A 24,993-nucleotide genomic window follows, 5' to 3' on the forward strand; every position below is an offset into this window, starting at 1 on the left:
CGATGCCCGTTCCGCCGCCCTGCGCGAGGCGATGCGCACCCGCGTGGTGGTCGCCGACGGCGCGATGGGCACGATGATCCAGGCGGCCGACCCGTCGCTCGACGACTTCGAGGGGCACGAGGGCTGCAACGAGGTCCTCAACGTCACCCGGCCGGACATCATCTCCGCGGTGCACGACGCCTACCTGGAGGTCGGCGTCGACGCGATCGAGACGAACACGTTCGGCGCGAACTGGTCGAACCTGTCGGACTACGGCATCGACGAGCGGATCCGTGAGCTCGCCCGCGCGGGTGCCGCGCTGGCCCGCGGGCGCGCGGACGCGTTCTCCACCCCCGACCACCCGCGCTGGGTGCTGGGCTCGATGGGTCCGGGCACCAAGCTGCCGAGCCTGGGGCACACCACGTACGACCACCTGCGGCGCACGTTCGCGGAGCAGGCGGCGGGGCTGCTGGAGGGCGGCGCGGACGCGCTGCTGGTCGAGACCAGCCAGGACCTGCTCCAGGCGAAGGCCGCGGTGACGGCGTGCCACGACGCGATGCGTCCGGTCACCGACGGCGGCGCGGGACGCGCGGTGCCCGTCATCGTGTCGGTGACGGTGGAGACCACCGGCACGATGCTCATGGGCTCGGAGATCGGCGCGGCCCTGACGACGCTCCAGGCGATCGGCGTGGACGCCATCGGCCTGAACTGCGCCACCGGCCCCGACCAGATGAGCGAGCACCTGCGCCACCTGGCGCGGCACGCGGAGATCCCCGTGACCTGCATGCCGAACGCGGGCCTGCCCGAGCTCGGGCCGCACGGCGCCGTGTACCCGCTGAGCCCCGCCGAGCTCGCGGCCGCGCACGAGCAGTTCGTCGGCGAGTTCTCCCTCGGCCTCGTGGGCGGCTGCTGCGGCACCACGCCCGAGCACCTGGCGCGCGTCGTCGAGGCGGTGCGCGGGCGCGCGCTGCCGCCGCGCACCCCGGAGCGGGAGAACGGCGTCGCGTCCCTGTACTCGCACACCGACCTGTCGCAGGACGCCTCCTACCTGGCGATCGGCGAGCGCACCAACGCCAACGGGTCGAAGGCGTTCCGCGAGGCCATGCTGGAGGGCCGCTGGGACGACGTCGTCGACATCGCGCGCGCCCAGACCCGCGACGGCGCGCACCTGCTCGACGTCTGCGTCGACTACGTGGGCCGCGACGGCGTGGCGGACGTCCGTGAGGTCGTGTCCCGGCTGGCGTCCGCGTCCACCCTGCCGCTGGTCATCGACTCCACCGAGCCGGAGGTGCTGCGCGCCGGCCTGGAGCTCGTCGGTGGCCGCGCCGTGGTCAACTCGGTGAACTTCGAGGACGGCGACGGCCCGACGTCGCGGTTCGCGCGGATCATGCCGCTCGTCGTCGAGCACGGCGCCGCCGTCGTGGCGCTCACCATCGACGAGCAGGGGCAGGCCCGCACCACGGAGAACAAGGTCGCGATCGCGTCGCGCCTCATCGACCAGCTCACCGGCGACTGGGGCATGCGCGTCGACGACATCATCGTCGACGCCCTGACGTTCCCCATCGCGACCGGCCAGGAGGAGACCCGCCGCGACGCCATCGAGACGATCGAGGCGATCCGCGAGATCGTGCGCCGCTACCCCGGCGTGCACACCACGCTCGGCGTCTCCAACGTGTCGTTCGGCCTCAACCCGGCCGCCCGCACCGTGCTCAACTCCGTGTTCCTGCACGAGTGCGTCCAGGCCGGGCTCGACTCCGCCATCGTGCACGCCGCGAAGATCCTGCCCCGCACGGCCATCCCCGACGAGCAGTGGGAGGCCGCCGAGGACCTCGTGTGGGACCGCCGCCGGTACGACGACGAGGGCAACCTCGTCCACGACCCGCTGGCGCACCTCCTGGAGACGTTCTCCGGGGTCGACTCCGCGGCGCTGCGCGACCAGCGCGCCGCCGAGCTCGCCGCCCTGCCCGTGGGCGAGCGCCTGGAGCGCCGCATCGTCGACGGCGCCCGCAAGGGCCTGGAGGACGACGTCGACGAAGCACTCGGCGACGGCATGAAGGCGCTCGACATCGTCAACACGCACCTGCTGGGCGGCATGAAGGTCGTCGGCGAGCTGTTCGGCTCCGGGCAGATGCAGCTCCCGTTCGTGCTGCAGTCGGCCGAGGTGATGAAGGCGGCCGTGGCGCTGCTGGAGCCGCACATGGAGAAGGCGGACGGAGCCGAGGAGCAGAGCAAGGGCACGATCGTGCTCGCCACCGTCCGCGGCGACGTGCACGACATCGGCAAGAACCTCGTCGACATCATCCTGACGAACAACGGGTACACGGTCGTCAACATCGGCATCAAGCAGCCTGTCGCGGCGATGATCGAGGCCGCCGAGGAGCACGGCGCCGACGTCATCGGCATGTCCGGCCTGCTCGTGAAGTCCACCGTCGTCATGCGGGAGAACCTCGCCGAGCTCACCTCCCGCGGCCTCGGCACGAGGTGGCCGATCCTGCTGGGCGGCGCCGCCCTGACCCGCACGTTCGTCGAGGACGACCTCGCCGGCGAGTTCGACGGCACCGTCCGCTACGCCCGCGACGCGTTCGAGGGCCTGCGCCTCATGGAGCCGCTCGTCGCGATCGCGCGCGGCGCCGACCCCGAGTCCGTCGGGCTGCCCGCGCTGCGCAAGCGCCGCCACGGCGTCGTCACCGTCACCGAGACGGCCCCCGAGGACCTGCCCGCCCGCTCCGACGTCGCAGGCGACAACCCGGTGCCGACTCCCCCGTTCTGGGGCACCCGCATCGTCAAGGGCATCCAGCTCTCCGACTACGCGGCGTTCCTCGACGAGCGCGCCACGTTCATGGGGCAGTGGGGTCTCAAGCCGGGCCGCGGCGACGACGGCGCCTCCTACGAGGAGCTCGTCGAGACCGAGGGCCGCCCCCGCCTCGCCGCGTGGCTCGACCGCATCCGCACCGACCAGATCATGGACCCCACCGTCGTGTACGGGTACTTCCCCGTCTGGTCCGAGGGCGACGACATCGTCGTCGCGCACCACGGTCCCGGCCTGGCCGGCATCACCGCGCCCGACGGCGGCTCGGGCGGCGAGCCCGGCACCGAACGCCTGCGCTTCACGTTCCCCCGCCAGAAGCGCGACCGGCACCTGTGCCTCGCCGACTTCGTCCGCCCCCGCTCCTGGGTCGAGGAGACCGGGAGTTACGACGTCCTGCCCATCCAGCTCGCCACCGTCGGCGACACCGTCTCCGCGCACACCGCCCAGCTGTTCGAGGCCAACGCCTACCGCGAGTACATGGAGCTCCACGGCCTGTCCGTCCAGCTCACCGAGTCGCTCGCCGAGTTCTGGCACTCCCGCGTGCGCGACGAGCTCGGCTTCGCAGGCGAGGACCCCGAGACGGTCGAGGGCATGTTCAAGCTCGACTACCGCGGCGCCCGCATGTCCCTCGGGTACCCCGCCTGCCCCGACATGGAGGACCGCCGCAAGGTCGTCGAGCTGCTGCGGCCGGAGCGCGTGGGCGTGACGCTGAGCGACGAGCTGCAGCTCCACCCGGAGCAGTCCACGGACGCGTTCGTGCTGCACCACCCCGAGGCGAAGTACTTCTCCGTCTGAGAGCTCGTCCAGGGGCAAGGCCAGCCTTCGCCACGCGCAGCGCACAGCAGCCGTCGACGACCCGCGCCGCGTGCCGCGGGCCCGACCGCGTCCGGGAGGACGGGGGCCCGCAGCACGGGGTGGTGCGGTCCTGGCACGTGGCGTGTGCAGGGTTCACGCCTGCTGCGGGGTGCGGACGGCCGCACGGTCCGGGACGGCCGCCGTCGGTACGGAGCGCGGCCACGTCCAGGCCCACCGCACGACGAGGGCGAGCAGGACCAGCTCCACCGCGACGCCGAGGCCGTAGAAGTACAGCCAGGACTCCCCCACCACGTTGAACACGGTGACGGGGACGTAGAGCAGGGCGACGACGAGGTTCACGACGCGGTTCACCGGTGCGGGCAGGCTCGCCGACAGCACGACCATGAGGATCGGGACGGACATCAGGGCCAGCGCACCCGTCGAGAAGGTCTCGGAGAGGGCGAACTCGAACACCCTGCCGTCGAGGATCTCCTCGACGACGCCGGGCGTGAAGAAGTTGAGGATGTCCACGTAGGCGTACAGCAGCACCAGGCTCGTCCACGTGGCGGCGAGGCGGACCCTGACCGGGACCGGCTGATCTTCCCACCTGGTGGGTCGACGTGTTCTCATCGTGCGCTCCTTTGCTGTGGTGAGGATCGGTGGGTCCACGATCTCCGGGCGCAGGAGGAGAGTCGTCGGCCCGAAGGCCCGAGCTCGCTCGGCCGACGGGTCGACCTGGGTCTCGTCCTTTCGGCCGGTACGCCGAGGCGCGCCGCTCCCTAGGCTGGGGTGGTGAACACCGTCGGGCGCTCCCTCTGGCATGAGCCGCGGCCCGCCGACGTGCCACCCGTGGGTCGCCTCGACTGGCTGCTGGTCGGTGCGTTCACCGCTGCCTCGGTGGTGGAGGGTGTCGTCCGGCCGGACCTGGCGTGGCGCCCCCTGGTGACCGTGCTGGCCCTGGCGATGATCCCTGCCCTGCTCTGGCGGCGGAGCCACCCCCTGGTCGCCGTCCTGGTCGGGTGGGGCGTCGCCGGGCTGCTCTCCGTCCTCCAGCTGACGGCGCACGTCGCGGACCTCGGCCTCCACTCCATGATGGCCGTCCTGATCCTGCTCTACTCCGTGGTGCGGTGGGGTGCAGGACGCGAGATCGTGCTGGGGGCGGCGTTCGTGACGGTCGTGGTCGGGCTGGGGACGTTCGCCTCCGCGGTGGGCTGGGCCGACGTCTTCGGCGGGGCCGCTCTCGTGCTGTCGCTCGTCGCCCTCGCCGCGGTGTCCCGCCACCGCGCAGACCTCTGGCACCGTCGACAGCGCGAGATCCGCAACCAGGAGCGGGTGGCCCTGGCGCGCGACCTGCACGACACGGTGGCGCACCACGTCTCGGCCATCGCGGTGCAGGCGCAGGCCGGTGGCGTGGTCGCCCGCAGCCGGCCGGAGCGGGCCGCCGACGTCCTGGCCGCGATCGAGTCCGAGGCGTCGCGGACCCTGGCGGAGATGAGGTCCATGGTGCGGCTGCTGCGCGAGGAGGAAGCCGTGGCCTACGCGCCGCCGCCGGGTGTCGCGGACCTGCCCGCCCTGGCCCGTGCCGACGCGACGCCCGCCGTCGAGGTCACGACGGACGGCCCGTGGGCCGGGCTGGCAGGCCCCGTCGACTCCGCGCTCTACCGGCTCGCGCAGGAGTCGCTGACCAACGCCCTGCGGCACGCCCGGGGCGCGACCCGCGTCACGATCGACGTCCGCCAGGAGGACGGCGTCGTCAGGCTCCGCGTCGCCGACGACGGACGGACCGAGCCGGGTCCCGCCCCGGAACCAGGCTTCGGCCTGCTGGGCATGGCGGAACGCGCCCGCCTCCTCGGCGGGTCGTTCTCGGCCGGTCCGGGGCCCGCGGGTGGCTGGGTCGTCGAGGCCGTGCTGCCGGTGGGGGCCCTGCCATGAGCATCCGCGTGGTCGTCGCCGACGACCAGGACCTGGTCCGGACCGGGCTGGCGATGATCATCGAGGCGCAACCCGACCTCGAGGTCGTGGGAGAGGCGGCGGACGGGCTCGTCGCGCTCGACCTGGCGACCCGGCTGCGTCCCGACGTCGTCCTCGTCGACGTCCGGATGCCCGGCCTCGACGGCGTCGAGGTGACACGGCGACTGGCCGGGCCGGAGGCGACCGACCCGCTGGCGGTCGTCGTGATCACCACCTTCGACCTCGACGAGTACGTCGTCGGGGCGCTCCGCGCCGGCGCCCGCGGCTTCCTGCTCAAGGACGCCGGCCCGGAGCTCCTCGTCCAGGCGATCCACGCGGCGTCGCGCGGGGACGCGCTGATCGCGCCCGACGTCACGCGCCGGCTGCTCGCGACGTTCGCCGACCAGGTGCCGGCGGTTCCGGCCCAGCCCGTCGACCACCTCACCGAGCGCGAGGAGGAGGTGCTCGCACTGGTCGCACGAGGTCGGACCAACGCCGAGATCGCCGCCGACCTCTACGTCGGTCTGAGCACGGTCAAGACCCACGTCGCGTCCTTGATGACCAAGATCGGCGCCCGAAACCGCGTCGAGATCGCGATCTGGGCCTACGACACCCGTCGCACCCGGGGGCCGTGGCACGGCTAGGGGTGCGGCCGTCGAGCGCGAGCGGACGACCGTCCTCGGCCGTGACCGGGTGCGCTCGCACGTCGTGCGCCGTCGACGACTCGCTATCGTCGACAGATGGGCACCGATGCGACGACGAGGCTCGTGCTGCTGCCCGGCTGGTGCGAGACCGGCGGGGTGTTCGAGCGGGTGGTGCCGCTGCTGCCCGCTGCCGTCACGCCGCTGGTCGTGGAGCTCGCAGCGTCGGACGTCGCGGACTGGTCCGTACGCGGCCTCGCGGCGCGGGTCGCCGCGGCGCTCGACGCGCGGCCCGGCGGGCGCACCGTCGTCCTGGGCACGTCGAGCGGCGCCTACGTGGCCCAGCAGCTCGCGGTGGACCGCCCCGACCTGGTCGACGGTCTGGTCCTGGTGGGCGCGCCGGTCGCCCTGCGTGCCCGCCCGCCGTTCGCCGACGAGGTCGACGGGCTCACCGACCCGATCTCCCCCGCCCGGGCGCGGGCGTCGTTCGAGTGGTTCGCCACGCGGTCGCCGATCCCCGCAGCGTTCCTCGACGCCCGCGCGGCCGAGGCGGCATCGCTGGGCGCGCGCGTCTGGCGAGACTCGCTGCACGGGCTCGTGGACGCCGCGCCGCCGCTGTCGACGGGCACGATCACCGCGCCGACGCTCGTGCTCAGCGGTGCGGACGACACCGTCGTCGGCGCGAGCCACACGCACCTGCTCGCCGCGATCCCCGGGTCGCGCGGGGTCGTCTACGACGACACGGGGCACCTGGTGCTGTGGGAGCGGCCCGAACGGGTCGCCGCGGACGTCACGCGGTGCGTCGGGCAGCTCGCGGCGGACGCGTAGCCGTTCCCGTCACCACTCCCGGACGTGCTGGCCCGTGAGCGCGGGACCGTCGGGTCCGAGGCGGCGGCACAGCTCGACGAGGACGAGCGCGCACTGGCGGGCGTCGGCGCCGGCGTCGTGGTGGGCGTGCGCGGGGACGCCGAGGGCGGCGGACACGACGGGCAGCCGGTAGGAGTCGAGCCTCAGGTGCGCCTTGGCGGTGTCGCGGGTGCACAGCCAGCGGGTGCGGCCGGTGGGGATGCCGTAGGCCTCGCTCGCACGGGTGACCACGGAGCGGTCGAAGGCGGCGTTGTGCGCGACGAGGACGTCGCCGCCGGTGAACTCGGTGAGCTTGGGCAGCACCACGTCCCAGGTGGGTGCGCCGACGACGTCGGCCGCGGTGATGCCGTGGACCTCGACGTTGCGCCAGTGGAACTCGTCGTGGCCCGGCGGCGGCTGCACGAGGGTGTCGAGGCCGTCCACGACGACGCCGTCCCGGACCTTGGTGACGCCGACGGCGCAGACGGAGGCACGCTGGGCGTTGGCGGTCTCGACGTCGATCGCGGTGAACGACAGGCCGGGGATCGACGTGGAGCGCATGCCGGACATGGTAGACAGTGCCGCCTTGTCGTCCGACCGTCGTCCGACGGTCGTCCGGGCCGTCGGCGTGCGCGATACTGCGCGGCGTGGACATCCTCACGGCTCTCGGGGCCGGCCTGCTCGCCGGGTGGGGCGTCGCCCTGCCGCTGGGTGCCGTCGCGGCGCTCCTCCTGCAGGAGGGCATGACGCGCGGCTTCGCCCAGGGCTGGACCGCGGGGGTCGCGGTCGGGGCGGTCGACGTCGCGTACTGCGCCGTGGCGGTGGCGGCCGGGGCGTCGGCGGGTGCCGTGGTCGCGCGGTACGCGCCGTGGCCGGCCGTGGTGGGCGGGGTGGCGCTGGTCGCCTTCGCGCTCGTGGGGGCGCGGCGGTCCTGGGCGCCACCGCGGACGGCGCCGGTCGACACCGAGGGCGACCCGGGTCCCGGGTCACGGTGGCGCCGGTTCGCGCTGTTCGTCGGCCTGACGGCGCTCAACCCGGCCACGCTCGTGTACTTCGCCGCGCTGACGGTCGCGGTGTCCCCGACCTCGTCGACGGCGACGGCCGTCGCTTTCGTGGGCGGGGTGGGGATCGCCTCGATCTCCTGGCAGGTCGCGCTCGTGGCGGTGGGCGCGACCGTCCGGGGACGCGTGACGCCTCGCGCGCGGCACGTGACCACGCTGGTGGGCCACGGCATCGTAGCCGCGCTGGGTGTCGCGATGGTGGTCCGCGCCCTGGTGTGACCTCGGGCGGCCGACGGTCCGCGGCGGAGCCCCGCCGCGGCCGTCACCGGGCCGGTCGGTGCCCCGGCAGCGGTCCCGTCGACTCGCGCCACACGATCCGGGCGACGGCGGCGCCGCGCGGGGGCGGCTCCTCGCCACGCACGGCCGCGACGAGCCGCTGCATCGCACGGCGGCCGGCCTCGGTGAAGTCGACGTCGACGGTGGTGAGCGACGGGGTGAGGTAGGCGCCCATCTCGGCGGCGTCCCAGCCCGTGACGACGACGTCGCCGGGCGCGCTCCAGCCGCGTTCGGCGGCGCCGCGCAGCACGCCCGCGGCCAGCAGGTCGTTGGCGGCGACGACGGCCAGCGGCGGGGCGTCGCTCGGCAGGTCGTGCACGGCGCGGCGGGCGTCCTCCGGCGACCAGGTGCCGCCGACGACGCCGAGGGAGACGACGTCGCGGGTCGCGGGGCCGGCGGCGGCGCGGTCCACCGCGGCGAGGTAGGCGTCGCGGCGGGCGCGGGCGGAGGCGTACTGGTCGGATCCGGCGACGTGGAGGAACCGGCGGTGACCGGCGGCGAGCAGGGTCTCGACGAACTCGGCCACGGGTCCGGCGTCGGCGAGGTCGCCCACGGAGCGCATGTGGTCGTCGAACGTGGTCTCGGCCACGACGACCGTCCGCTCCGGGCGTTCGCCGGTGGGCGCGGCGGGGTCCGTGAGGACGTCGGGGAGCACGGGCACGAGGGTCAGGACGCCCTCGTGCTCCCCCGCGGCGGCGAGCTCGCGCACCCGGGCGGTGCGTTCCTCGACGGTGCCGTCCACGGTGCGGGTCTCCAGCGCGTACCCGGCGGCGGCCGCGACCTCGCCCGCGCCGGCGAGGACGCGGACCTGGTGGTCGAGGGTGGGGCCGGAGACGACGGCGAGGCGGCCGGTGCGCCGGGTGCGCATCGAGCGGGCGGCGAGGTTGGGGCGGTAGCCGACGGACGCGGCGACCTCCAGGACGTGCGCCCGGGTGGCGGCGGAGATGGTGCCGCGCCCGGTGAGCGCGTAGGACACGGTGGTCTGGGAGACGCCGGCGAGGCGGGCGACGTCGCGGCTCGTGGGCGGGTTCGGCACGGCCACAGCATGACCTCCTCGGCGGGACGGGCGCCAGTCGCCTTGACACCGCGGGGTGGGGTGACCAGGCTGGTGACGCGCTCATGATACGTATCATGTCGTTCGACGACGACGTCTCACCAAGGAGTTCCATGCTCGCCATCGGCATCATCGGCACCGGCGGGATCGCCCGTGCCCACGTCGACGCCTACCGCCGGTTCGCCGACAGGTGCACCGTCGTCGCCCTCTGCGACCCGGTGCCCGGTCGCGCCGAGGCACTGCGCGCCGAGCTCGGCCTCGACGACGCCCGCGTCTACACCGACGCCGCCGCCATGATCGCCGCCGAGCGCCTCGACCTCGTCAGCGTCGCCACTCCCCCGTCCACCCACGCCGACCTGACGTTCGGCGCGCTGGAGGCGGGCGTCGACGTGCTGGTCGAGAAGCCCATGGCACCGTCCCTGGCGGAGTGCGACGCCATGATCGAGGCGGCCGAGCGCCACGGCCGCATCCTGTCCGTCGTCGCGCAGAACCGGTTCCGTGACGACACCGCCACCCTCAAGGAGGTCCTCGACTCGGGCCTGGCCGGGCCGGTGACGCACGCGCAGGTGAGCTCGTCGTGGTGGCGCGGCACCGCCTACTACGACCTGTCCTGGCGCGGCACCTGGGAGTCCGAGGGCGGGGGCTGCACCCTCAACCACGCGATCCACCACCTGGACCTCACCTGCTGGCTGCTGGGCGCCCCGGACGCCGTGACGTCGGTGCTGACCAACGCGGCGCACGAGAACGCCGAGGTCGAGGACCTGTCGGTGTCCGTCCTGCAGTACGACCGCGCGCTGGCCGAGGTCACGGCGTCGGTGGTGGACCACGGCGAGGAGCAGGCGATCGTCGTGCACGGGCGTCACGCCCGCGTGTCGCAGCCGTGGAAGGTCGTCGCGGAGCTCGCGGACCCGAACGGGTTCCCCGCCCGCGAGGGCGACACCGCGCGGGAGGCCGCGATCGAGGCGGTCGCCGCCGCGCACGTGCCGCTGGCGCACACCGGTCACGCCGGGCAGGTCGGCGACGTGCTCGACGCCGTCCGCGAGCGCCGTTCCCCCGCGGTGACGGGCGAGGACGGCCGCCGTGCGGTGGAGCTGGTGACGGCGATCTACCGGGCGGGGATCGAGCGGCGCACGGTGGACCTGCCGTTGGCGCCGGACGACCCGTACTACCGCCGGGGCACGCTGGTGGAGCGGGCGCCGCACTTCTTCGCGAAGTCGGCGTCGGTGGAGTCGCTGCCCGGCGACATCACGGTCGGGACGCGGGCATGAGCGGCGCGAGCGGGGCGCTGTACGCGCCGGACCCGGTGCCGGCGCCGGTGGTGGGGCCGGGCGAGTTCGTGTTCGCGGCGACGAACCTGGACCACGGGCACGTGTACGGCATGTGCGAGGGCCTGGCGGGCGCGGGCGGCACCCTGAGGTGGGTGCACGACCCGGACCCGGCCAAGGTCGAGCAGATGCGGGCCCGGTTCCCGGACGTGCGGGTGGCGCGCAGCGAGGCGGAGATCCTGGACGACCCGGAGGTGCGGCTGGTCGCGGCGGCGGCGGTGACGTCGCAGCGGTGCGCGCTGGGGCTGCGGGTGATGGAGGCGGGCAAGGACTACTTCACGGACAAGGCGCCGCTGACGTCCCTGGACCAGCTCGCCGCCGCCCGGGAGGCGGTGGCCCGCACGGGCCGCAAGTACGCCGTCTACTACTCGGAGCGCATCCACGTGGAGGCGGCGGTCCTGGCCGAGCAGCTGCTGGAGCGCGGTGCGATCGGGCGGGTGCTGCAGGTGATGGGCCTGGGCCCGCACCGGCTGGGCACGGGGCGTCCGGACTGGTTCTTCGACAAGGACCGGTACGGCGGGATCCTGTGCGACATCGGCAGCCACAACTTCGACCAGATGCTGCACTTCGCCGGGGCGCGGGACGCGCAGGTCAGCCACTCCGCGATCGGGAACTACCATCACCCGAGCCACCCGGGGCTGGACGACTTCGGCGAGGCGGGGATCGTCATGGACAACGGGTCCACCGGCTACTGCCGGGTGGACTGGTTCACGCCGGACGGCCTGAGCACGTGGGGTGACGGCCGCACGATCATCCTCGGCACCGACGGATACGTGGAGCTGCGCAAGTACGTGGACGTCGGCACGGGCGACGGCGGTGGGCACGTGTTCCTCGTGGACGGCGAGGGCGAGCACCACCTGCGCGCGGACGGTCAGGTCGGGTTCCCGTACTTCGGACGCCTGATCCTCGACTGCCTGGAGCGCACGGAGACCGCGATGACGCAGGAGCACGCGTTCAAGGCGGCGGAGCTGAGCGTGGTCGCGCAGGCCCGGGCGCGCGAGCTGACGCCGGGGCCGTCGCGTCCGGGCCGGGGGTGACCGTCGGCACGGTGCGCACGGTCAGAGGACCTCGCGCCGGGTGAGGGCGCGGAACGCGACCGCGCCCGGCGCGATGGGCAGCCAGAACGTCGCGAGCCGGTAGAGCACGACGGCGGCGAGGGCGTTCGCGCCGTCGAGCCCGAGCCCGGTGAGGGAGGCGACGAGCACCGCCTCGACGGCGCCGACACCGCCGGGCACGGGCGCGGCGGTGGCCACCGTGCCGGCGGTGAGGGACACCAGGGCGACCGCCACGAACCCGGCGTCGCCGTCGAACGCGCGCACGGAGAAGTACAGGCAGACGGCGTAGCCGAGGGGCAGCAGGACGACGCCGCCGAGCAGGGCGACCATCTTCGCGGGGCTGGTGACGACGTCGTGCATCGCGGTGACGGACGACCGCACGGCCGGCACCACCCGGTCGCGCACGAGACGCCGGACGGCGGGCACCAGGACGGCCACGACGACGAGCAGGACGACGCCCAGCCCGACGAGGGCGAGGGTGCGGCCGGACGGGAGGCCGGCGAGCTCGTCGGCGAGCGCGTCGGTCGTGCCCGCCCAGAGCGCGAACGCGGCCAGCAGGGTGAGATGCACGGTGAGGACGGCGGCCTCCTTCGCGGCCGACGCGGACACCGCGACGGGGGTGGCGAACCCGCGGCGCTGCAGGTAGCGGATGTTCAGCCCGACCTGGCCGATGCCGGGCGGGGCGAACGTCGCGACGAAGGACGAGGCGAGCGCGACGGCGGACGCCTGCCCGACCGGCACGCGGCCGGGGGTGCCGCCCGCCAGGCCGAGCGCCGCCCCGAGGTAGGTGGCGGCCGACGCCAGGACGACGGGCAGGATCCAGGCGAGGTCGACCTCCTTCACGGTGTCCAGGAGGCCGGGGAGGTCGGCGAGCTGGGGCGCGAGGAAGTACACCGCGACCACGAGCATCGCCCCGGCCACCAGGGTGCGGGGCCGGAACCGTTCGATCTTCTCGAACGTGGGCCGCTCCACGCCGGCCACGCGGCAGGCGGTCGTGACGACGTCGTCGAGGCCGACCTCGCCGTCCTTGAGCAGCGCGCGCGTGGCGGGCGTGAGCGCGGCGGGCACCATGCGGGCCACCGCGTCCGCGATCGGGTCGGGCCCGAGGACGGCGTGCGCCGCGGCGACCGCCCGGTCCGGGCCGACGACGGCGGCGGTGGCGACGAGCAGCTCGGCCACGTCGCCGGTGAGCACCCCGTCCGGCGCGCCGGGCTCCCCGTGGCCGAGGTCGGTCACCCACACCTGGCCGTCGCCGCCGAGCAGCAGGTGGTCCAGGGAGAGCTCGCGGTGCGCGACGCGGGCGGAACGGAGCCGCTCGACCTGGCGCCACGCGCCGTGCAGGACGTCGTCGGTGAGCGCGGACGGCTCGATCGTGTCCAGCCGCTGCCCCGCGGGGCGCTCGCAGGCGAGCAGCGCCTCGCCCTCGGGCGCCCGCACGACCGCCCGCACCACGGGGACGTGCGCGCCGTGGGCGGCGGCGAGCTGGGCGAGCACCGCCTCGAGGGCGACGGCACGCACCGGGGACGTCGTGCCCTCCTCGTCGACACCGGTGCGCAGCCTGGCCCGGCGGTAGGCGCGGCTCATGCGCTCGCGGTGCCACGACGCCCGGTCGACCACCTTGACCAGCACGTCGGTGCCGTCGTCGGCGCGGGCCCGCAGGTCCCAGGGCGCCTCGCCGGGGTCGGCGTGGCGCAGCTCCGTCACGGGCAGGCCGCCGGAGGCGAGGGCCACGGTGACGCCGTGCGGGGTGAGCACCGGGACGGTGCGGCCGACGACGGCCGTGACGCCGAGCCCGACGAGCCCGCCGACGCCGATCGACACGATCGCCTCCAGCGGGCCGGCGCTCTGGAGCAGGACGTCGAGGACGACGAGCAGCACGACGACGCTCCACCACGCCCGCGCCCAGACCCGGGCGGGCCGGAACGCGGCGAGCACCGCCACGAGCGCGGCGACGAGGCCGAACCCGGGGCCGAGGCCCGCGAGCTCGGGCTGTGCCGGGCCGACGTCCGGGGCCGGGAACCGCGCCACGACGGCGGCGTGCAGGAGGTCGGAGGCGACGAGCGCGAGGAGGACGGCCAGGCCGCCCGCGAGGAGCAGCCGGCCGCGCCGGCGCACGAGCAGCACGACGGGGGTCACGAGGCCGGCGACGATGACGACGGCCTGCGTCACGACGTCGACGCCGACGACGAGCTGCCAGGGGGTGCGGGTCACGGCGGCGCGCGCGTCCTCGGCCACGCCGGCGGAGGTCTCGGGGCCGACGGTGGCGAGCAGGAGACCGACGGCCAGGACGGCGAGGAAGGCGCCGGCCGCCCGCAGGTCGGAGACGTCCGCGCGCACCACGACGTCCCGGTAGCTCGCGGCCCCGGCGCCGCCGGGCGGGCGCGACGGCACCGGGTCGGGTGCCGCGACCGGCCCCGGCGTGGCGTGGTCCGCCGTCATGGCCCTCACCCTGGCACCGGCAGGCGGGCGCGGCACGCCGGGGACCGCGCCGGGACGGTGGCCGGTCGCCCGCTCCCCGCGACGACGATGACGGATTTCGTCGTTCCGAGCCATCTGGACGACGGAAACCCTTGTCGAGGGCGGCTCAGGAAAGGATCATGTGAGTCATGGCGCCTCATGACACCCTCGACCTGGCCCGGCTGCAGAACGCCGCCCAGGACCACCTCTGGATGCACTTCACCCGGCAGCGGTCGGCGGGCGAGGTCCCGATCATCGTGCGGGGCGAGGGCGCGTACATCTGGGACGCGCAGGGCCGCCGGTACCTCGACGGGCTGGCCGGGCTGTTCGTCAACCAGCTCGGGCACGGCCGCACCGAGCTCGCCGAGGCGGCCGCCCGGCAGGCCAAGGAGCTGGCGTTCCACCCCCTGTGGTCGTACGCGCACCCGCAGGCGATCCTGCTCGCCGAGCGGCTGGCGGACGCCGCCCCCGGCGACCTCAACCGCGTGTTCTTCACCAGCGGTGGCGGCGAGGCAGTGGAGACCGCCTGGAAGCTCGCCAAGAACTACTTCCGGCTCACCGGTCGGCCGGGCAAGCACAAGGTGATCAGCCGGTCGGTCGCCTACCACGGCACCACCCAGGGCGCGCTGTCCATCACCGGCATCCCGGCGCTCAAGGCGCAGTTCGAGCCGCTCGTCCCCTCGACGTTCCGCGTGCCGAACACCAACGTCTACCGGGCCGCCGAGATCACGTCCGGGCTGCTCGACGGGTCCGACCCGGAGGCGTTCGGGCGCTGGGCCGCCGACCAGACCGCCGTCGCGATCGAGAACGAGGGGCCCGACACCGTCGCCGCCGTCTTCCTCGAGCCCGTCCAGAACGCGGGCGGCTGCTTCGTGCCCCCGCCCGGCTACTGGCAGCGCGTGCGCGAGATCTGCGACCGCTACGACGTGCTGCTCGTCTCCGACGAGGTGATCTGCGCGTACGGTCGCCTCGGCACGATGTTCGGCGGGCAGCGGTTCGACTACGTGCCCGACATCGTCACCAGCGCCAAGGGCCTGACCTCCGGTTACGCGCCGCTCGGCGCGATGATCGCGTCCGACCGCCTCATGGAGCCGTTCCTGGCCGAGGGCGCGATGTTCGCCCACGGGTACACGTTCGGCGGGCACCCCGTCTCCGCGGCCGTCGCGATGACGAACCTCGACCTGTTCGCCTCGGAGCGGGTGCTGGAGCACGTCCAGGACAACGAGGGCGCGTTCCTCGCCACCCTGGAGCGGCTGAAGGACCTGCCGATCGTGGGCGACGTGCGCGGCACCGGGTACTTCTACGGGATCGAGCTCGTCAAGGACAAGGCGACGCGGGAGTCGTTCAGCGCCGAGGAGTGCGAGCGCATCCTGTACGGGTACGTCTCCAAGGCGCTGTTCGAGAACGGCCTGTACTGCCGCGCCGACGACCGCGGCGACCCCGTCATCCAGCTCGCGCCGCCGCTGATCGTCGGCCAGGCCGAGTTCGACGAGATCGAGCAGATCCTGCGCACCGTGCTGGAGAAGGCCTCGACGATGCTCTGACCCGCGCACGCACGCCGGCCCGGGAGCACCAGGTGCTCCCGGGCCGGCGCCGTTCCGGTACGGACGCCGCTCAGGCCGCCTCGAGCAGCCGGCGACGCCGACGGGCCCCGGCCTCCCCGACCAGCACGACGGCGACCGCGACGACGAACATCACGGTGCCGACCACGTTGACCTGCATCGGCACGCCGCGCTGCGCAGCACCCCAGACGTACATGGGGAACGTGACCGTCTGCCCGGCGTTGAGGTTCGTGATGATGAAGTCATCGAACGACAGGCTGAACGACAGCAGCGCCGCCCCGAGGATGCCCGGCATGACCAGCGGCAGGGTGACCCGCCAGAAGGTCTGGAACTCGGTGGCGTACAGGTCGGCCGCGGCCTGCTCGAGGCTCGCGTCGAGGCCGCCGAGGCGCGACTTCACGGTCACCACGACGAACGACAGGCAGAACATGACGTGGGCGATGAGGATCGTCCAGAACCCGAGCTTCCCGCCGAACCCCGACGCCACGAACAGCGCGAGCAGCGAGGAGCCCATGACGATCTCGGGCGACGCCATCGGCAGGAACAGCACGAGGTTCATGCCGCCGCGCCCCCGGAACCGGTGCCGCACCAGCGCGAACGCCGCCAGCGTGCCCAGCGTCGTGGCGACGACCGTGGCGAGCAGCCCGATCTCGATGCTGCGCAGCACCGACTCGCACATCCCGGCCGGGGCGCACGGGTTCAGCCAGTTGTCCCAGGTGAACGACTGGAACCGGTAGAGGTTGCGGGACTCGCTCGCGTCGTTGAACGACATGAGCGCGACGACCACGTTCGGGACGTACATGTACGCCAGGACGAGCAGGCCGAGGGTGAGCACGAGGTGCTCCTTGACCCAGGCCCAGCCACGGTGCAACGCGTTCACAGGAGGTCCTCCGTCCCGGCCTTGCGGACGTACACGATCACCATGGTCACGATGACGGCCATGAGGATCACCGACAGCGCGCCCGCGGTCGCGTAGTCGCCGGTCGTGGTGAACAGCTTCTGGATGACGTTGCCGACCATCTGCTCGTTCGGGCTGCCCAGGAGGGCCGCGTTGACGTAGTCGCCCGCCGCGGGGATGAACGTGAGCAGCGTGCCGCCCACGACGCCCGGCAGCGACAGCGGCCAGGTCACGTGCCAGAACGCCCGCGCCGGGGACGCGAAGAGGTCGCCGGCCGCCTCCACGAGCCGGTGGTCGATCTTCTCCAGCGAGGCGTACAGCGGCAGCACCATGAACGGCAGGAAGTTGTACACGAGCCCGGCCACCACCGCGACGGGGGTGGCGAGCAGCCGCCCGTCCGGCCCGAGCAGGTGGACGAACTGCAGCGCCTGCACGACGAACCCGTCGTCGGCGAGGATCACCTTCCACGACAGGGTGCGCAGCAGGAAGCTCGTGAAGAACGGGGCGACCACGAGGACGAGCAGCAGGTTCTTCCACCGCCCGGCCCGGAACGCGATCGCGTAGGCCAGCACGTAGCCCAGCACCAGGCACACCGCGGTCGCGAGCGCTGCGTACCAGAGCGAGCGCACCAGCGGCTCCCCGTACTGCGCGAGCGCCGTGACGAAGTTCTGCCAGTGGTACGTGACGTCGTACCCGGTGAGCACGGAGCCCTCCGGGTCGTACAGGGACGTCGCGAGCAGCGAGTAGAACGGCACGACGAAGAACAGGCCGAGCCACAGCGCCGCGGGCGCGATCAGCAGGTACCCGGTGAGGCCGCCGCGCCGGCGCCTCGGGGCGGCGGGCGGGGCTCCACCCGCCCCCGGCGCGGACTGCGCCGGGGGCGCGGCGAGGACGTGGGTCATCACTCCTCCTCGGTGCCGGCGTGGACGTCCTGGCCGGCGTCGAGGAGGAACGCGTGCTCGGGCCGCCACGAGACGTCGACCGCCGTGCCGGGCGCGATGACGCCGCGCCGGCCGGTGTTCTGCTCGAACACGAGCATCTCCTGGCCCCACGGCATGCGGACCACGTACTGCATGGAGACGCCGATGAAGCTCGAGTCGACGACGACACCGCCGGTGAGGTGGTTGCCGGGTGCGTCGATCGGCTCACCCTGGGGTGCGACGAGCACCTTCTCGGGGCGGATCCCGACCCAGCCCGCCGTGCCGGGCGTCCGGTCGGTGTGGGCACGGTCCGCCGGGATCGATACGACGGTGCCCTGCGCGTCGACGCGCACGACGTCGCCGTCGACGCCGAGCACCTGCCCGCCGATGAGGTTGGACTGCCCGAGGAAGTTCGCGACGAACGTGGTGCGCGGGTTGTCGTAGAGCTCGGCGGGGCCGCCCATCTGCTCGATGACGCCGTGGTTCATCACCGCGATGGTGTCGGCCATCGTCATGGCCTCCTCCTGGTCGTGCGTGACGTGCACGAACGTCAGGCCGACCTCGGTCTGGATGCGCTTGAGCTCGAGCTGCATCGCGCGGCGCAGCTTGAGGTCGAGGGCGCCCAGCGGCTCGTCGAGCAGCAGCACCTCGGGGCGGTTGATGAGCGCGCGGGCCAGCGCCACGCGCTGCTGCTGCCCGCCGGAGAGCTGGGCGGGTCGCTTGCTCGCCTGGGCGGTCAGCTCGGTGAGCTCCAGCATGTCCTTGACCGGCCCGGAGACCTTCTTGATGCCGCGTCGGCGTAGGCCGAACGCGACGTTCTCCGCGATGGTCAGGTGCGGGAACAGCGCGTAGCTCTGGAACACGGTGTTTACGGGCCGGCGGTACGGCTTGGCACGGGTGATCTCCTCGTCGCCGAGCGAGATGGAACCCGACGACGCGGTCTCCAGCCCGGCGACCATCCGCAGGGTCGTCGTCTTCCCGCAGCCCGAGGGTCCGAGCAGGGCGAAGAAGCTGCCCTGGGGCACGTGCAGGTCGAGCGACCGCACGGCGACGAAGCCGTTCGGGTACTCCTTGCGCAGGCCCGTCAGACGCAGGTCCCGGCCGGCGGGCGCGGGTGCGCCGTCGGCCTGGTCCCCGGACCGCGGTGCCGCGAGGTCAGCCACCTGAGACATCGGCGTAATCTCCTTCGTACTGCCGGATCTGGAACTCCTGGAGCGCCATGAACTGGTGCGTGGCGCGCAGGTAGTCGTCGGTCGGGAAGATCAGGGGGTTGTCGACCAGGGAGCCGTCGATCTTCTCCATCTCGCGCTGGGCACCCTCGACGGGGCACACGTACCAGACGTACGCGGCGAGCCGCGCCGCCACCGCGGGGTCGTAGTAGTGGTCGATCCACTTCTGGGCGTTGGCCTGGTGGGTCGCGAGGTTCGGGACGAGCATGTTGTCCGACCAGATCATCATCCCCTCGTCGGGCCGGACGAAGACGATGTTCTCGTCCTCGGCCGCGGCCACGTCGCCCGACCACGCGGTGCAGGCGACGATGTTCCCGGCGGCGAGGTCGTTGATGTACTCGTTGCCGGTGAAGGAGCGGATCTGGCCCCGCCCGCGCGCCTCGCGGATCTTGTCGATCGCGGCGTCCCAGTCGCCGTCGGTGAAGCGCGAGGGGTCCTTGCCGTCGGACAGCAGCGCGAGGCCCATCGTGTCGCGCATCTCGGTGAGCAGCGAGACGCGGCCGCGCAGGTCCGGGCGGGTGAGGAGCTCGTCGAACGTGCGGACCTCCTTGACCTTCGCCTTGTTGTAGGCGATGCCGGTGAACCCGGACTGCCACGGGGCGGAGTAGTCGCGCCCGGGGTCCCAGTCCGCGCCCCGCAGGGAGGACAGGAGGTTCCGGTCCAGGTTCGGCACGGCCGCCTTGTCGAGCTTCTGGATCCAGCCCATCTGGATCATGCGCGCCGCCAGCCAGTCGGTGAGCACGAACATGTCGCGCCCCGTCGACTGGCAGGTCCCGAGCTGGTTGACGACCTTGGCGAAGAACTCGGCGTTGTCGTTGACGTCCGCGACGTAGGACACGTCGATGCCGTAGCGCTCCGAGAACAGGGTCATCGAGGACTTGACGTCCCCGTCGTCCTCGTCGATGTACTCCGGCCAGTTCGAGATGACGAACCGGGGGTCGGAGCCCGAGACGTCGGGCGCGAAGCATGCCGCCGGGTCCTGCTTCCGGTCGGGGGTCGAGAAGCGCGGCAGCACCGCGAGGCTCGCCAGGGTGAACGCGCCGACGCCCGCCCCCTTCAGCAGCGTGCGGCGACTCATGAGGCCTCCATCGGCCACGAGGCACCTCCTTCCTGCCCGGGCCGGTCGGCCGGGCGCTCGGATCCTGACATGTTGCGCGCATCACAACAAGGGATTCCGTGGACTAGAAACACTCCTGCAACGAACTCCGTCATTTCGTCACGCTTCGGCAACGAAAACCATCGTCAGGTCGCGACGGTCGCCGTTGACGAGTCAGAACGCGGCGGCCACACTGTGGCCATGCCTCGCGACCACAAGCCGTCCGGCCCGCTCGACGACGTGTCGAAGGCGATCATCGAGCAGCTCCAGCAGGACGGACGGCGCTCGTACGCCGCGATCGGCAAGGTCGTGGGCCTGTCCGAGGCCGCCGTGCGGCAGCGGGTCCAGCGCCTCACCGAGTCCGGCGCCATGCAGATCGTCGCCGTGACCGACCCCGTCGAGATGGGCTTCGCCCGCCAGGCCATGGTCGGCGTCCGCGTCGTCGGCTCCATCGACCCCGTCGCCGACGAGCTCGCCGCGATCCCCGAGGTCGACTACGTCGTCGTCACCGCCGGCTCCTACGACATCCTCGCCGAGGTCGTCTGCGAGAGCGACAGCCAGCTCCTCGAGCTCGTCAACGAGAAGCTGCGCACCATCGACGGCGTGGTCGCGACCGAGATCTTCGTCTACCTGCGCCTGCAGAAGCAGACGTACTCGTGGGGCGTGCGCTGAGCCCGTCGGCCGGCACGGGCCGGCCCGTCACGCCGACCCCAGGTTCGTCATGACGTGCTTGACCCGGGTGTAGTCCTCCAGGCCGTACATCGACAGGTCCTTGCCGTACCCGGAGTGCTTGAAGCCGCCGTGCGGCATCTCCGAGACGTACGGGATGTGGGTGTTGATCCACACCACCCCGAAGTCGAGGTCCCGGGACAGCCGCATCGCCGTGCCGTGGTCGCGCGTCCAGACGCTGGAGGCGAGCCCGTAGCGGACGTCGTTCGCCATCGTCCGCGCCTGCGCCTCGTCGGCGAACGTCTGCACCGTGATGACGGGGCCGAAGATCTCCTCCTGGACCTGCGGGTCGTCCTGGCGCAGCCCCGACAGCACCGTCGGCTCGTAGAAGAAGCCCCGCTCCCCCACCCGGCGGCCACCCGTCTCCACCCGGGCGTGGGCCGGCAGCGAGTCGACCGCCGCAGCCACGCGCTCCAGCTGCGCCGCGCTGTTCAGCGCCCCGTACGCGGCCTCGGCGTCGTCCGGCCCGCCGACGCGGGTCGCCCGCGCCTCGGCCACCAGCGCCGCCAGGAACTCGTCCGCCACCCCCTCCTGGACCAGCACGCGCGTCGCGGCCGTGCAGTCCTGCCCGGCGTTGAAGAACCCGCCGGTGGCGATACCCGCCGCGGCCTCGGCGACGTCCGCGTCGTCGAACACGAGGACGGGCGCCTTGCCGCCCAGCTCCAGGTGCACGCGCTTGAGGTCCGCCGCCGCCGACCGCGCGACGTCCATGCCCGCCCCCACGGACCCGGTGATCGCGACCATCTGCGGCGTGCGGTGCGCCACCAGCGCGCGCCCGGTGTCCCGGTCGCCGCACACGACGTTCAGCACCCCGGGCGGCAGGAACTCCTGCGCCAGCTCGGCCAGCATCGTGGAGGTCGCCGGGGTCGTGTCCGACGGCTTGAGGACGACCGTGTTCCCGGCCGCGAGCGCCGGGGCGATCTTCCACACCATCATCGGCAGCGGGTAGTTCCAGGGGGTGACCTGCCCGACGACGCCGATGGGCTCGCGCCGCACGAACGAGGTGTGGTCGGCCAGGTACTCCCCGGCGGACGTCCCGCCCAGGACGCGGCAGGCGCCCGCGAAGTAGCGGAAGTGGTCGATCGTCAGCGGCATCTCCTCGGCGGCCGTGACGTGCCTCGGCTTGCCGGTGTCGCGGCACTCGGCGGCGACGAACTCGTCGACGCGCGCCTCCAGGGCGTCGGCGATGCGCAGCAGCGCGAGACCGCGCTCGGCCGGGGTCGTGCGGCCCCAGGTCTCGAACGCCCGCGCGGCCGCGGCGTAGGCGGCGTCGAGGTCGTCGGCCCCGGACAGCGGCGCGGTCGCGTAGACCTCGCCGGTGGCCGGGTCGACGACGTCGTAGGTCGCGCTTGAGGCGGCGTCGAGGGACCGGCCGTCGATGACGTTCTGGAATCTCACCATGGCTCCCAACGTAGGGGGACGAAGTTTCGGGAAGTCGCGCGGCGACGGGTGCGCGGGCGGGTCAGGAGTCGAAGCCGAGCCCCACCGCGTCCAGGACACGCAGGTAGGCGTTGCGGTGCCCGCCGCGGTGGTCGGCCCGGTCGAGCGACCACCGGGCGAGGTTCACGCCGACGCTGACGAACGGCTCGGGCGGGAAGGGCAGCGGCCTGCGCCGCACCATCTCCAGCTCCGTCCGCTCGGTGCGCTCGCCCGCCAGGAGGTCGAGCAGCACCTCGGCGGCGAACCGGGTCGCGGCGACGCCGAGGCCGGTGAAGCCCGCCGCGTAGGCCACCCGGTCGCGGCGGGCGAGCCCGTAGAACGCCGTGAACTGGGTGGAGGTGTCGATGGCGCCCGACCAGCGGTGCGTGAACGTCACGTCCTCCAGCGCCGGGAAGGTCGCCAGCAGGTGGGAGGCGAGCCGCTCGAAGGTCGCGGGACGCTCCTCGTAGGCGGCGCGGACCGTGCGCCCGGAGTGGTAGATCGCGTCGTAGCCGCCCCACAGGATGCGCCCGTCCGCGGTGAGTCGGGAGTAGTGGAACTGGTTGGCCTGGTCGGTGAGCCCCTCGCGGCCCTCCCATCCGATCTCCCGGCGCTGGGCCGGCGTCAGCGGCTCGGTGACGAGCACGTAGTCGTACACGGGGATCGTCATGAGGCGGGCGCGGCGCAGCACCGACGGGAAGACGTTGGTCGCGAGCGCCACCTGCTCCGCCGTCACCCGCGCGTCGGCCGTGCGCACGACGACCCCGCCGTCGACGTCGTCGAGGCCCGTGACCGGGGAGTGCTCGAAGATCTCGACGCCGAGCTCCGTGGCCGCCCGGGCGAGCTCGCGCACCAGCAGCAGCGGCTGCACCAGCGCGACGGCGTCGGCGTCGAACCGCCCGCCGAGGAACAGCGGGCTGTCGATCCGGGCCCGCGTCGCGGCGGCGTCGAGCCGGTCGTCGCCGAGCCAGTCGACCTCGTGCGGCTCCACGGCCACGGTGAGCCCACCCGTGGCCTCCCACTGGCAGTCCAGCCCGAGCTCGGCGACGTCCCGGGCGAACCCCTCCTGGTTGACCGTGGCGAGGCGTTCGAGCTCGGCGTACTCGTCGGGCCAGCGCGCCCTACCGTTCGCCTCCCCGTGGGTCAGCGACGCCTCGCAGAACCCGCCGTTGCGCCCCGACGCCGCCCAGCCCACCGTCTGCGCCTCGAGCAGCACGACCCGGCGTCCGGGGTCGCGCCGCTTGGCCTGCACCGCGGTCCACAGCCCGAGGTAGCCGCCGCCGACGACGACCAGGTCGGCCGAGGTGTCGGCCGTCAGCCGGTCGTAGGTGGCCGTGACGCCGGCGGCGTCCGCCTCGTCGCTCCAGTAGACGCGGTGCTCGGACGGTGCCAGGGCGCGCGCCACGAGCCGCGGGTCGGGTGCGTTCCGCTCGTACGCCGTCGGGGCGGGGCGGGGTGCGGGGCTCACGGGGTTCTCCGGGGTCTCGGCGGTCGGGGTCGGGATCAGGCGGCCGCGTGCGCGGCCGTGAGGGCCTCGTCGAGGATCCGCAGTCCCGCGCGGGCCTCGTCGGGGGTGGTGGTCAGCGGCGGCACGACGTGGATGCGGTGGTCGGTGGTGAACGGCAGCAGGCCGCGCTCCTTGCAGCCGCCGAGGACGGCCGCCATCTCGGGGCTGGACCCGCCGGCGGGGGCCAGCGGTTCCTTGGTGGCGCGGTCGCGGACGAGCTCGACGGCCCAGAACGCGCCGGTCCCGCGGACCTCCCCCACCCACGGGTGGCGCTCGGCCAGGGCGCGCAGCCCGGGCCCGAGGACGTCGTCGCCGAGCGCGGCGGCCCGCCCCACGACGTCGTCGTCCTCCATCGTCCGGATGGTCGCGACGGCGGCGGCGCACGCCAGCGGGTGGCCGGAGTAGGTCAGCCCGCCGGGGTACCGGTCATGCGCGAACGTCGCGAAGATCGCGTCGCTGATCGCGACGCCGCCCAGCGGGACGTACCCGGAGTTGACGCCCTTGGCGAAGGTCAGCAGGTCGGGCACGACCCCGGCCCCGCCGGACGCGTGGTCGACGCCGAACCAGCGGCCCGACCGGCCGAACCCGCTCATCACCTCGTCGGCGATCATGACGATGCCGTACCGGTCGCAGATCTCGCGGACGCCGGCCAGGTAGTCGCGCGGCGGCACCATGACGCCCGCCGTGCCGGGGATCCCCTCCAGGACGACGGCCGCGATCGTGCCCGGGCCCTCGAACGCGACGACCTGCTCCAGGTGCTCCAGCGCGCGCTGGCACTCCTCGGCCTCCGTGGTGGCGTGGAACGGCGACCGGTAAAGGAACGGACCGAAGAAGTGCACGACGCCCGCGGAGGCGTGGTCGCTCGGCCACCGGCGCGGGTCGCCCGTGACGTTGACCGCCAGGTGGGTGCCGCCGTGGTACGACCGGTACGTCGACAGGACCTTGTGCCGCCCGGTGTGCAGGCGCGCCATGCGGATCGCGTGCTCGTTGGCGTCCGCGCCGCCGTTGGTGAAGAACACGTGGTCCAGGTCGCCGGGCGTGTGCGACGCGACGAGCCGGGCCGCCTCCGAGCGGGTGCCGTTGGCGAACGCCGGCGCGACCGTGCACAGGCGCGCGGCCTGCTCCTGGATCGCCGCGACCACCCGGGGGTGCTGGTGCCCGAGGTTGGTGAACACGAGCTGCGAGCTGAAGTCCAGGTACTCGCGCCCCTGCCCGTCCCAGACCCGCGAACCCTCGGCGCGCGTGATGACCATCGGGTCGAGGGCCGCCTGCGCGGACCACGAGTGGAAGACGTGCGCGCGGTCGAGCGCGTGGGCGCGCTCCGGGTCCAGGGTGGTCGCGAGGTCGTCGTGCATGCTCTCCTCGATCCGGTCGGCGGGTGCGGT

20 protein-coding genes are annotated in these 24,993 nt (G+C 73.5%); 9 read left to right on the forward strand and 11 right to left on the reverse strand.

The window, feature by feature from the left end; all coding sequences use genetic code 11:
* Nucleotides 1-31: 31 nt before the first annotated feature.
* Complete coding sequence (gene metH, locus ATJ88_RS10660; RefSeq protein ID WP_098465279.1) at nucleotides 32-3,583, forward strand: methionine synthase; 3,552 nt, start codon at nucleotides 32-34, stop codon at nucleotides 3,581-3,583.
* A gap of 153 nt (nucleotides 3,584-3,736) precedes the next feature.
* Here metH and ATJ88_RS10665 read toward each other — a convergent pair whose 3' ends face one another.
* A complete protein-coding gene (locus tag ATJ88_RS10665) occupies nucleotides 3,737-4,213 on the reverse strand; it encodes a DUF6326 family protein (protein ID WP_098463803.1) in 477 nt (158 codons plus the stop codon).
* Nucleotides 4,214-4,375: 162 nt separating this feature from the next.
* Here ATJ88_RS10665 and ATJ88_RS10670 point away from each other — a divergent pair, with 162 nt between their 5' ends.
* The 3 genes from ATJ88_RS10670 to ATJ88_RS10680 all read left to right on the forward strand — a co-directional run bounded on the left by ATJ88_RS10670 (nucleotide 4,376) and on the right by ATJ88_RS10680 (nucleotide 7,002).
* Nucleotides 4,376-5,515: a sensor histidine kinase gene (locus tag ATJ88_RS10670; RefSeq protein ID WP_098465280.1), complete on the forward strand. Its 1,140-nt coding sequence runs from the start codon at nucleotides 4,376-4,378 to the stop codon at nucleotides 5,513-5,515.
* The gene (locus ATJ88_RS10675; protein WP_098463804.1) at nucleotides 5,512-6,177 is read left to right on the forward strand and encodes a response regulator; all 666 of its coding nucleotides are present in this window, start codon (nucleotides 5,512-5,514) and stop codon (nucleotides 6,175-6,177) included. Before ATJ88_RS10670 ends, ATJ88_RS10675 begins: the two co-directional genes overlap by 4 nt.
* A gap of 96 nt (nucleotides 6,178-6,273) precedes the next feature.
* Nucleotides 6,274-7,002 carry an alpha/beta fold hydrolase gene (locus ATJ88_RS10680; RefSeq protein ID WP_098463805.1) on the forward strand — a complete coding sequence of 243 codons (729 nt, stop codon included), beginning with the start codon at nucleotides 6,274-6,276 and terminating at the stop codon, nucleotides 7,000-7,002.
* Between the two features lie 9 nt (nucleotides 7,003-7,011).
* Here ATJ88_RS10680 and ATJ88_RS10685 read toward each other — a convergent pair whose 3' ends face one another.
* Complete coding sequence (locus tag ATJ88_RS10685; protein ID WP_170023594.1) at nucleotides 7,012-7,581, reverse strand: 3'-5' exonuclease; 570 nt, start codon at nucleotides 7,579-7,581, stop codon at nucleotides 7,012-7,014.
* An 86-nt stretch (nucleotides 7,582-7,667) separates the two neighbouring features.
* On the opposite strand from ATJ88_RS10685, the gene ATJ88_RS10690 reads away from it, so the two are divergent.
* Nucleotides 7,668-8,300: a LysE family transporter gene (locus ATJ88_RS10690; protein ID WP_170023596.1), complete on the forward strand. Its 633-nt coding sequence runs from the start codon at nucleotides 7,668-7,670 to the stop codon at nucleotides 8,298-8,300.
* 43 nt (nucleotides 8,301-8,343) lie between these two features.
* Here ATJ88_RS10690 and ATJ88_RS10695 read toward each other — a convergent pair whose 3' ends face one another.
* Nucleotides 8,344-9,393 carry a LacI family DNA-binding transcriptional regulator gene (locus ATJ88_RS10695; protein WP_098465281.1) on the reverse strand — a complete coding sequence of 350 codons (1,050 nt, stop codon included), beginning with the start codon at nucleotides 9,391-9,393 and terminating at the stop codon, nucleotides 8,344-8,346.
* A 95-nt stretch (nucleotides 9,394-9,488) separates the two neighbouring features.
* On the opposite strand from ATJ88_RS10695, the gene ATJ88_RS10700 reads away from it, so the two are divergent.
* Nucleotides 9,489-10,679 carry a Gfo/Idh/MocA family protein gene (locus ATJ88_RS10700; RefSeq protein WP_245852355.1) on the forward strand — a complete coding sequence of 397 codons (1,191 nt, stop codon included), beginning with the start codon at nucleotides 9,489-9,491 and terminating at the stop codon, nucleotides 10,677-10,679.
* Entirely contained in the window at nucleotides 10,676-11,773 is a 1,098-nt protein-coding gene (locus ATJ88_RS10705; RefSeq protein ID WP_098463809.1) for a Gfo/Idh/MocA family protein, read from the forward strand. Before ATJ88_RS10700 ends, ATJ88_RS10705 begins: the two co-directional genes overlap by 4 nt.
* 21 nt (nucleotides 11,774-11,794) lie before the next feature.
* On the opposite strand, the gene ATJ88_RS10710 is transcribed toward ATJ88_RS10705, so the two are convergent.
* Complete coding sequence (locus ATJ88_RS10710; protein WP_098463810.1) at nucleotides 11,795-14,230, reverse strand: lysylphosphatidylglycerol synthase transmembrane domain-containing protein; 2,436 nt, start codon at nucleotides 14,228-14,230, stop codon at nucleotides 11,795-11,797.
* 167 nt (nucleotides 14,231-14,397) lie between these two features.
* Here ATJ88_RS10710 and ATJ88_RS10715 point away from each other — a divergent pair, with 167 nt between their 5' ends.
* Nucleotides 14,398-15,792 (forward strand): aspartate aminotransferase family protein, encoded by a 1,395-nt coding sequence (locus ATJ88_RS10715; RefSeq protein WP_098463811.1) that lies wholly within the window; start codon nucleotides 14,398-14,400, stop codon nucleotides 15,790-15,792.
* Between the two features lie 70 nt (nucleotides 15,793-15,862).
* Here ATJ88_RS10715 and ATJ88_RS10720 read toward each other — a convergent pair whose 3' ends face one another.
* The 4 genes from ATJ88_RS10720 to ATJ88_RS10735 are packed head-to-tail and all read right to left on the reverse strand — an operon-like array spanning nucleotide 15,863 to nucleotide 19,935.
* On the reverse strand, nucleotides 15,863-16,690 hold the full coding sequence (locus ATJ88_RS10720) for an ABC transporter permease (RefSeq protein ID WP_245852357.1): 828 nt from the start codon (nucleotides 16,688-16,690) through the stop codon (nucleotides 15,863-15,865).
* The gene (locus ATJ88_RS10725) at nucleotides 16,687-17,610 is read right to left on the reverse strand and encodes an ABC transporter permease (RefSeq protein ID WP_098463812.1); all 924 of its coding nucleotides are present in this window, start codon (nucleotides 17,608-17,610) and stop codon (nucleotides 16,687-16,689) included. The genes ATJ88_RS10720 and ATJ88_RS10725 overlap by 4 nt, the downstream gene beginning before the upstream one ends.
* Complete coding sequence (locus tag ATJ88_RS10730; protein ID WP_098463813.1) at nucleotides 17,610-18,800, reverse strand: ABC transporter ATP-binding protein; 1,191 nt, start codon at nucleotides 18,798-18,800, stop codon at nucleotides 17,610-17,612. The genes ATJ88_RS10725 and ATJ88_RS10730 overlap by 1 nt, the downstream gene beginning before the upstream one ends.
* Entirely contained in the window at nucleotides 18,784-19,935 is a 1,152-nt protein-coding gene (locus tag ATJ88_RS10735) for an ABC transporter substrate-binding protein (RefSeq protein ID WP_098463814.1), read from the reverse strand. The genes ATJ88_RS10730 and ATJ88_RS10735 overlap by 17 nt, the downstream gene beginning before the upstream one ends.
* Before the next feature lie 219 nt (nucleotides 19,936-20,154).
* On the opposite strand from ATJ88_RS10735, the gene ATJ88_RS10740 reads away from it, so the two are divergent.
* Nucleotides 20,155-20,625 (forward strand): Lrp/AsnC family transcriptional regulator, encoded by a 471-nt coding sequence (locus ATJ88_RS10740; protein WP_098463815.1) that lies wholly within the window; start codon nucleotides 20,155-20,157, stop codon nucleotides 20,623-20,625.
* 27 nt (nucleotides 20,626-20,652) lie between these two features.
* Here ATJ88_RS10740 and ATJ88_RS10745 read toward each other — a convergent pair whose 3' ends face one another.
* The 3 genes from ATJ88_RS10745 to ATJ88_RS10755 form a co-directional block, all read right to left on the reverse strand.
* Nucleotides 20,653-22,083, reverse strand: a complete 1,431-nt coding sequence (locus ATJ88_RS10745) for a gamma-aminobutyraldehyde dehydrogenase (protein ID WP_098463816.1) — start codon at nucleotides 22,081-22,083, stop codon at nucleotides 20,653-20,655.
* A gap of 61 nt (nucleotides 22,084-22,144) precedes the next feature.
* Nucleotides 22,145-23,569, reverse strand: coding sequence for an NAD(P)/FAD-dependent oxidoreductase (locus tag ATJ88_RS10750; protein ID WP_098463817.1), 1,425 nt, complete (start codon nucleotides 23,567-23,569; stop codon nucleotides 22,145-22,147).
* Nucleotides 23,570-23,604: 35 nt separating this feature from the next.
* Nucleotides 23,605-24,963: an aspartate aminotransferase family protein gene (locus ATJ88_RS10755; RefSeq protein ID WP_211287573.1), complete on the reverse strand. Its 1,359-nt coding sequence runs from the start codon at nucleotides 24,961-24,963 to the stop codon at nucleotides 23,605-23,607.
* Between the last annotated feature and the right edge of the window lie 30 nt (nucleotides 24,964-24,993).

Origin of the sequence: Isoptericola jiangsuensis (assembly GCF_002563715.1) — a bacterium.
GTDB lineage: Bacteria > Actinomycetota > Actinomycetes > Actinomycetales > Cellulomonadaceae > Isoptericola > Isoptericola jiangsuensis.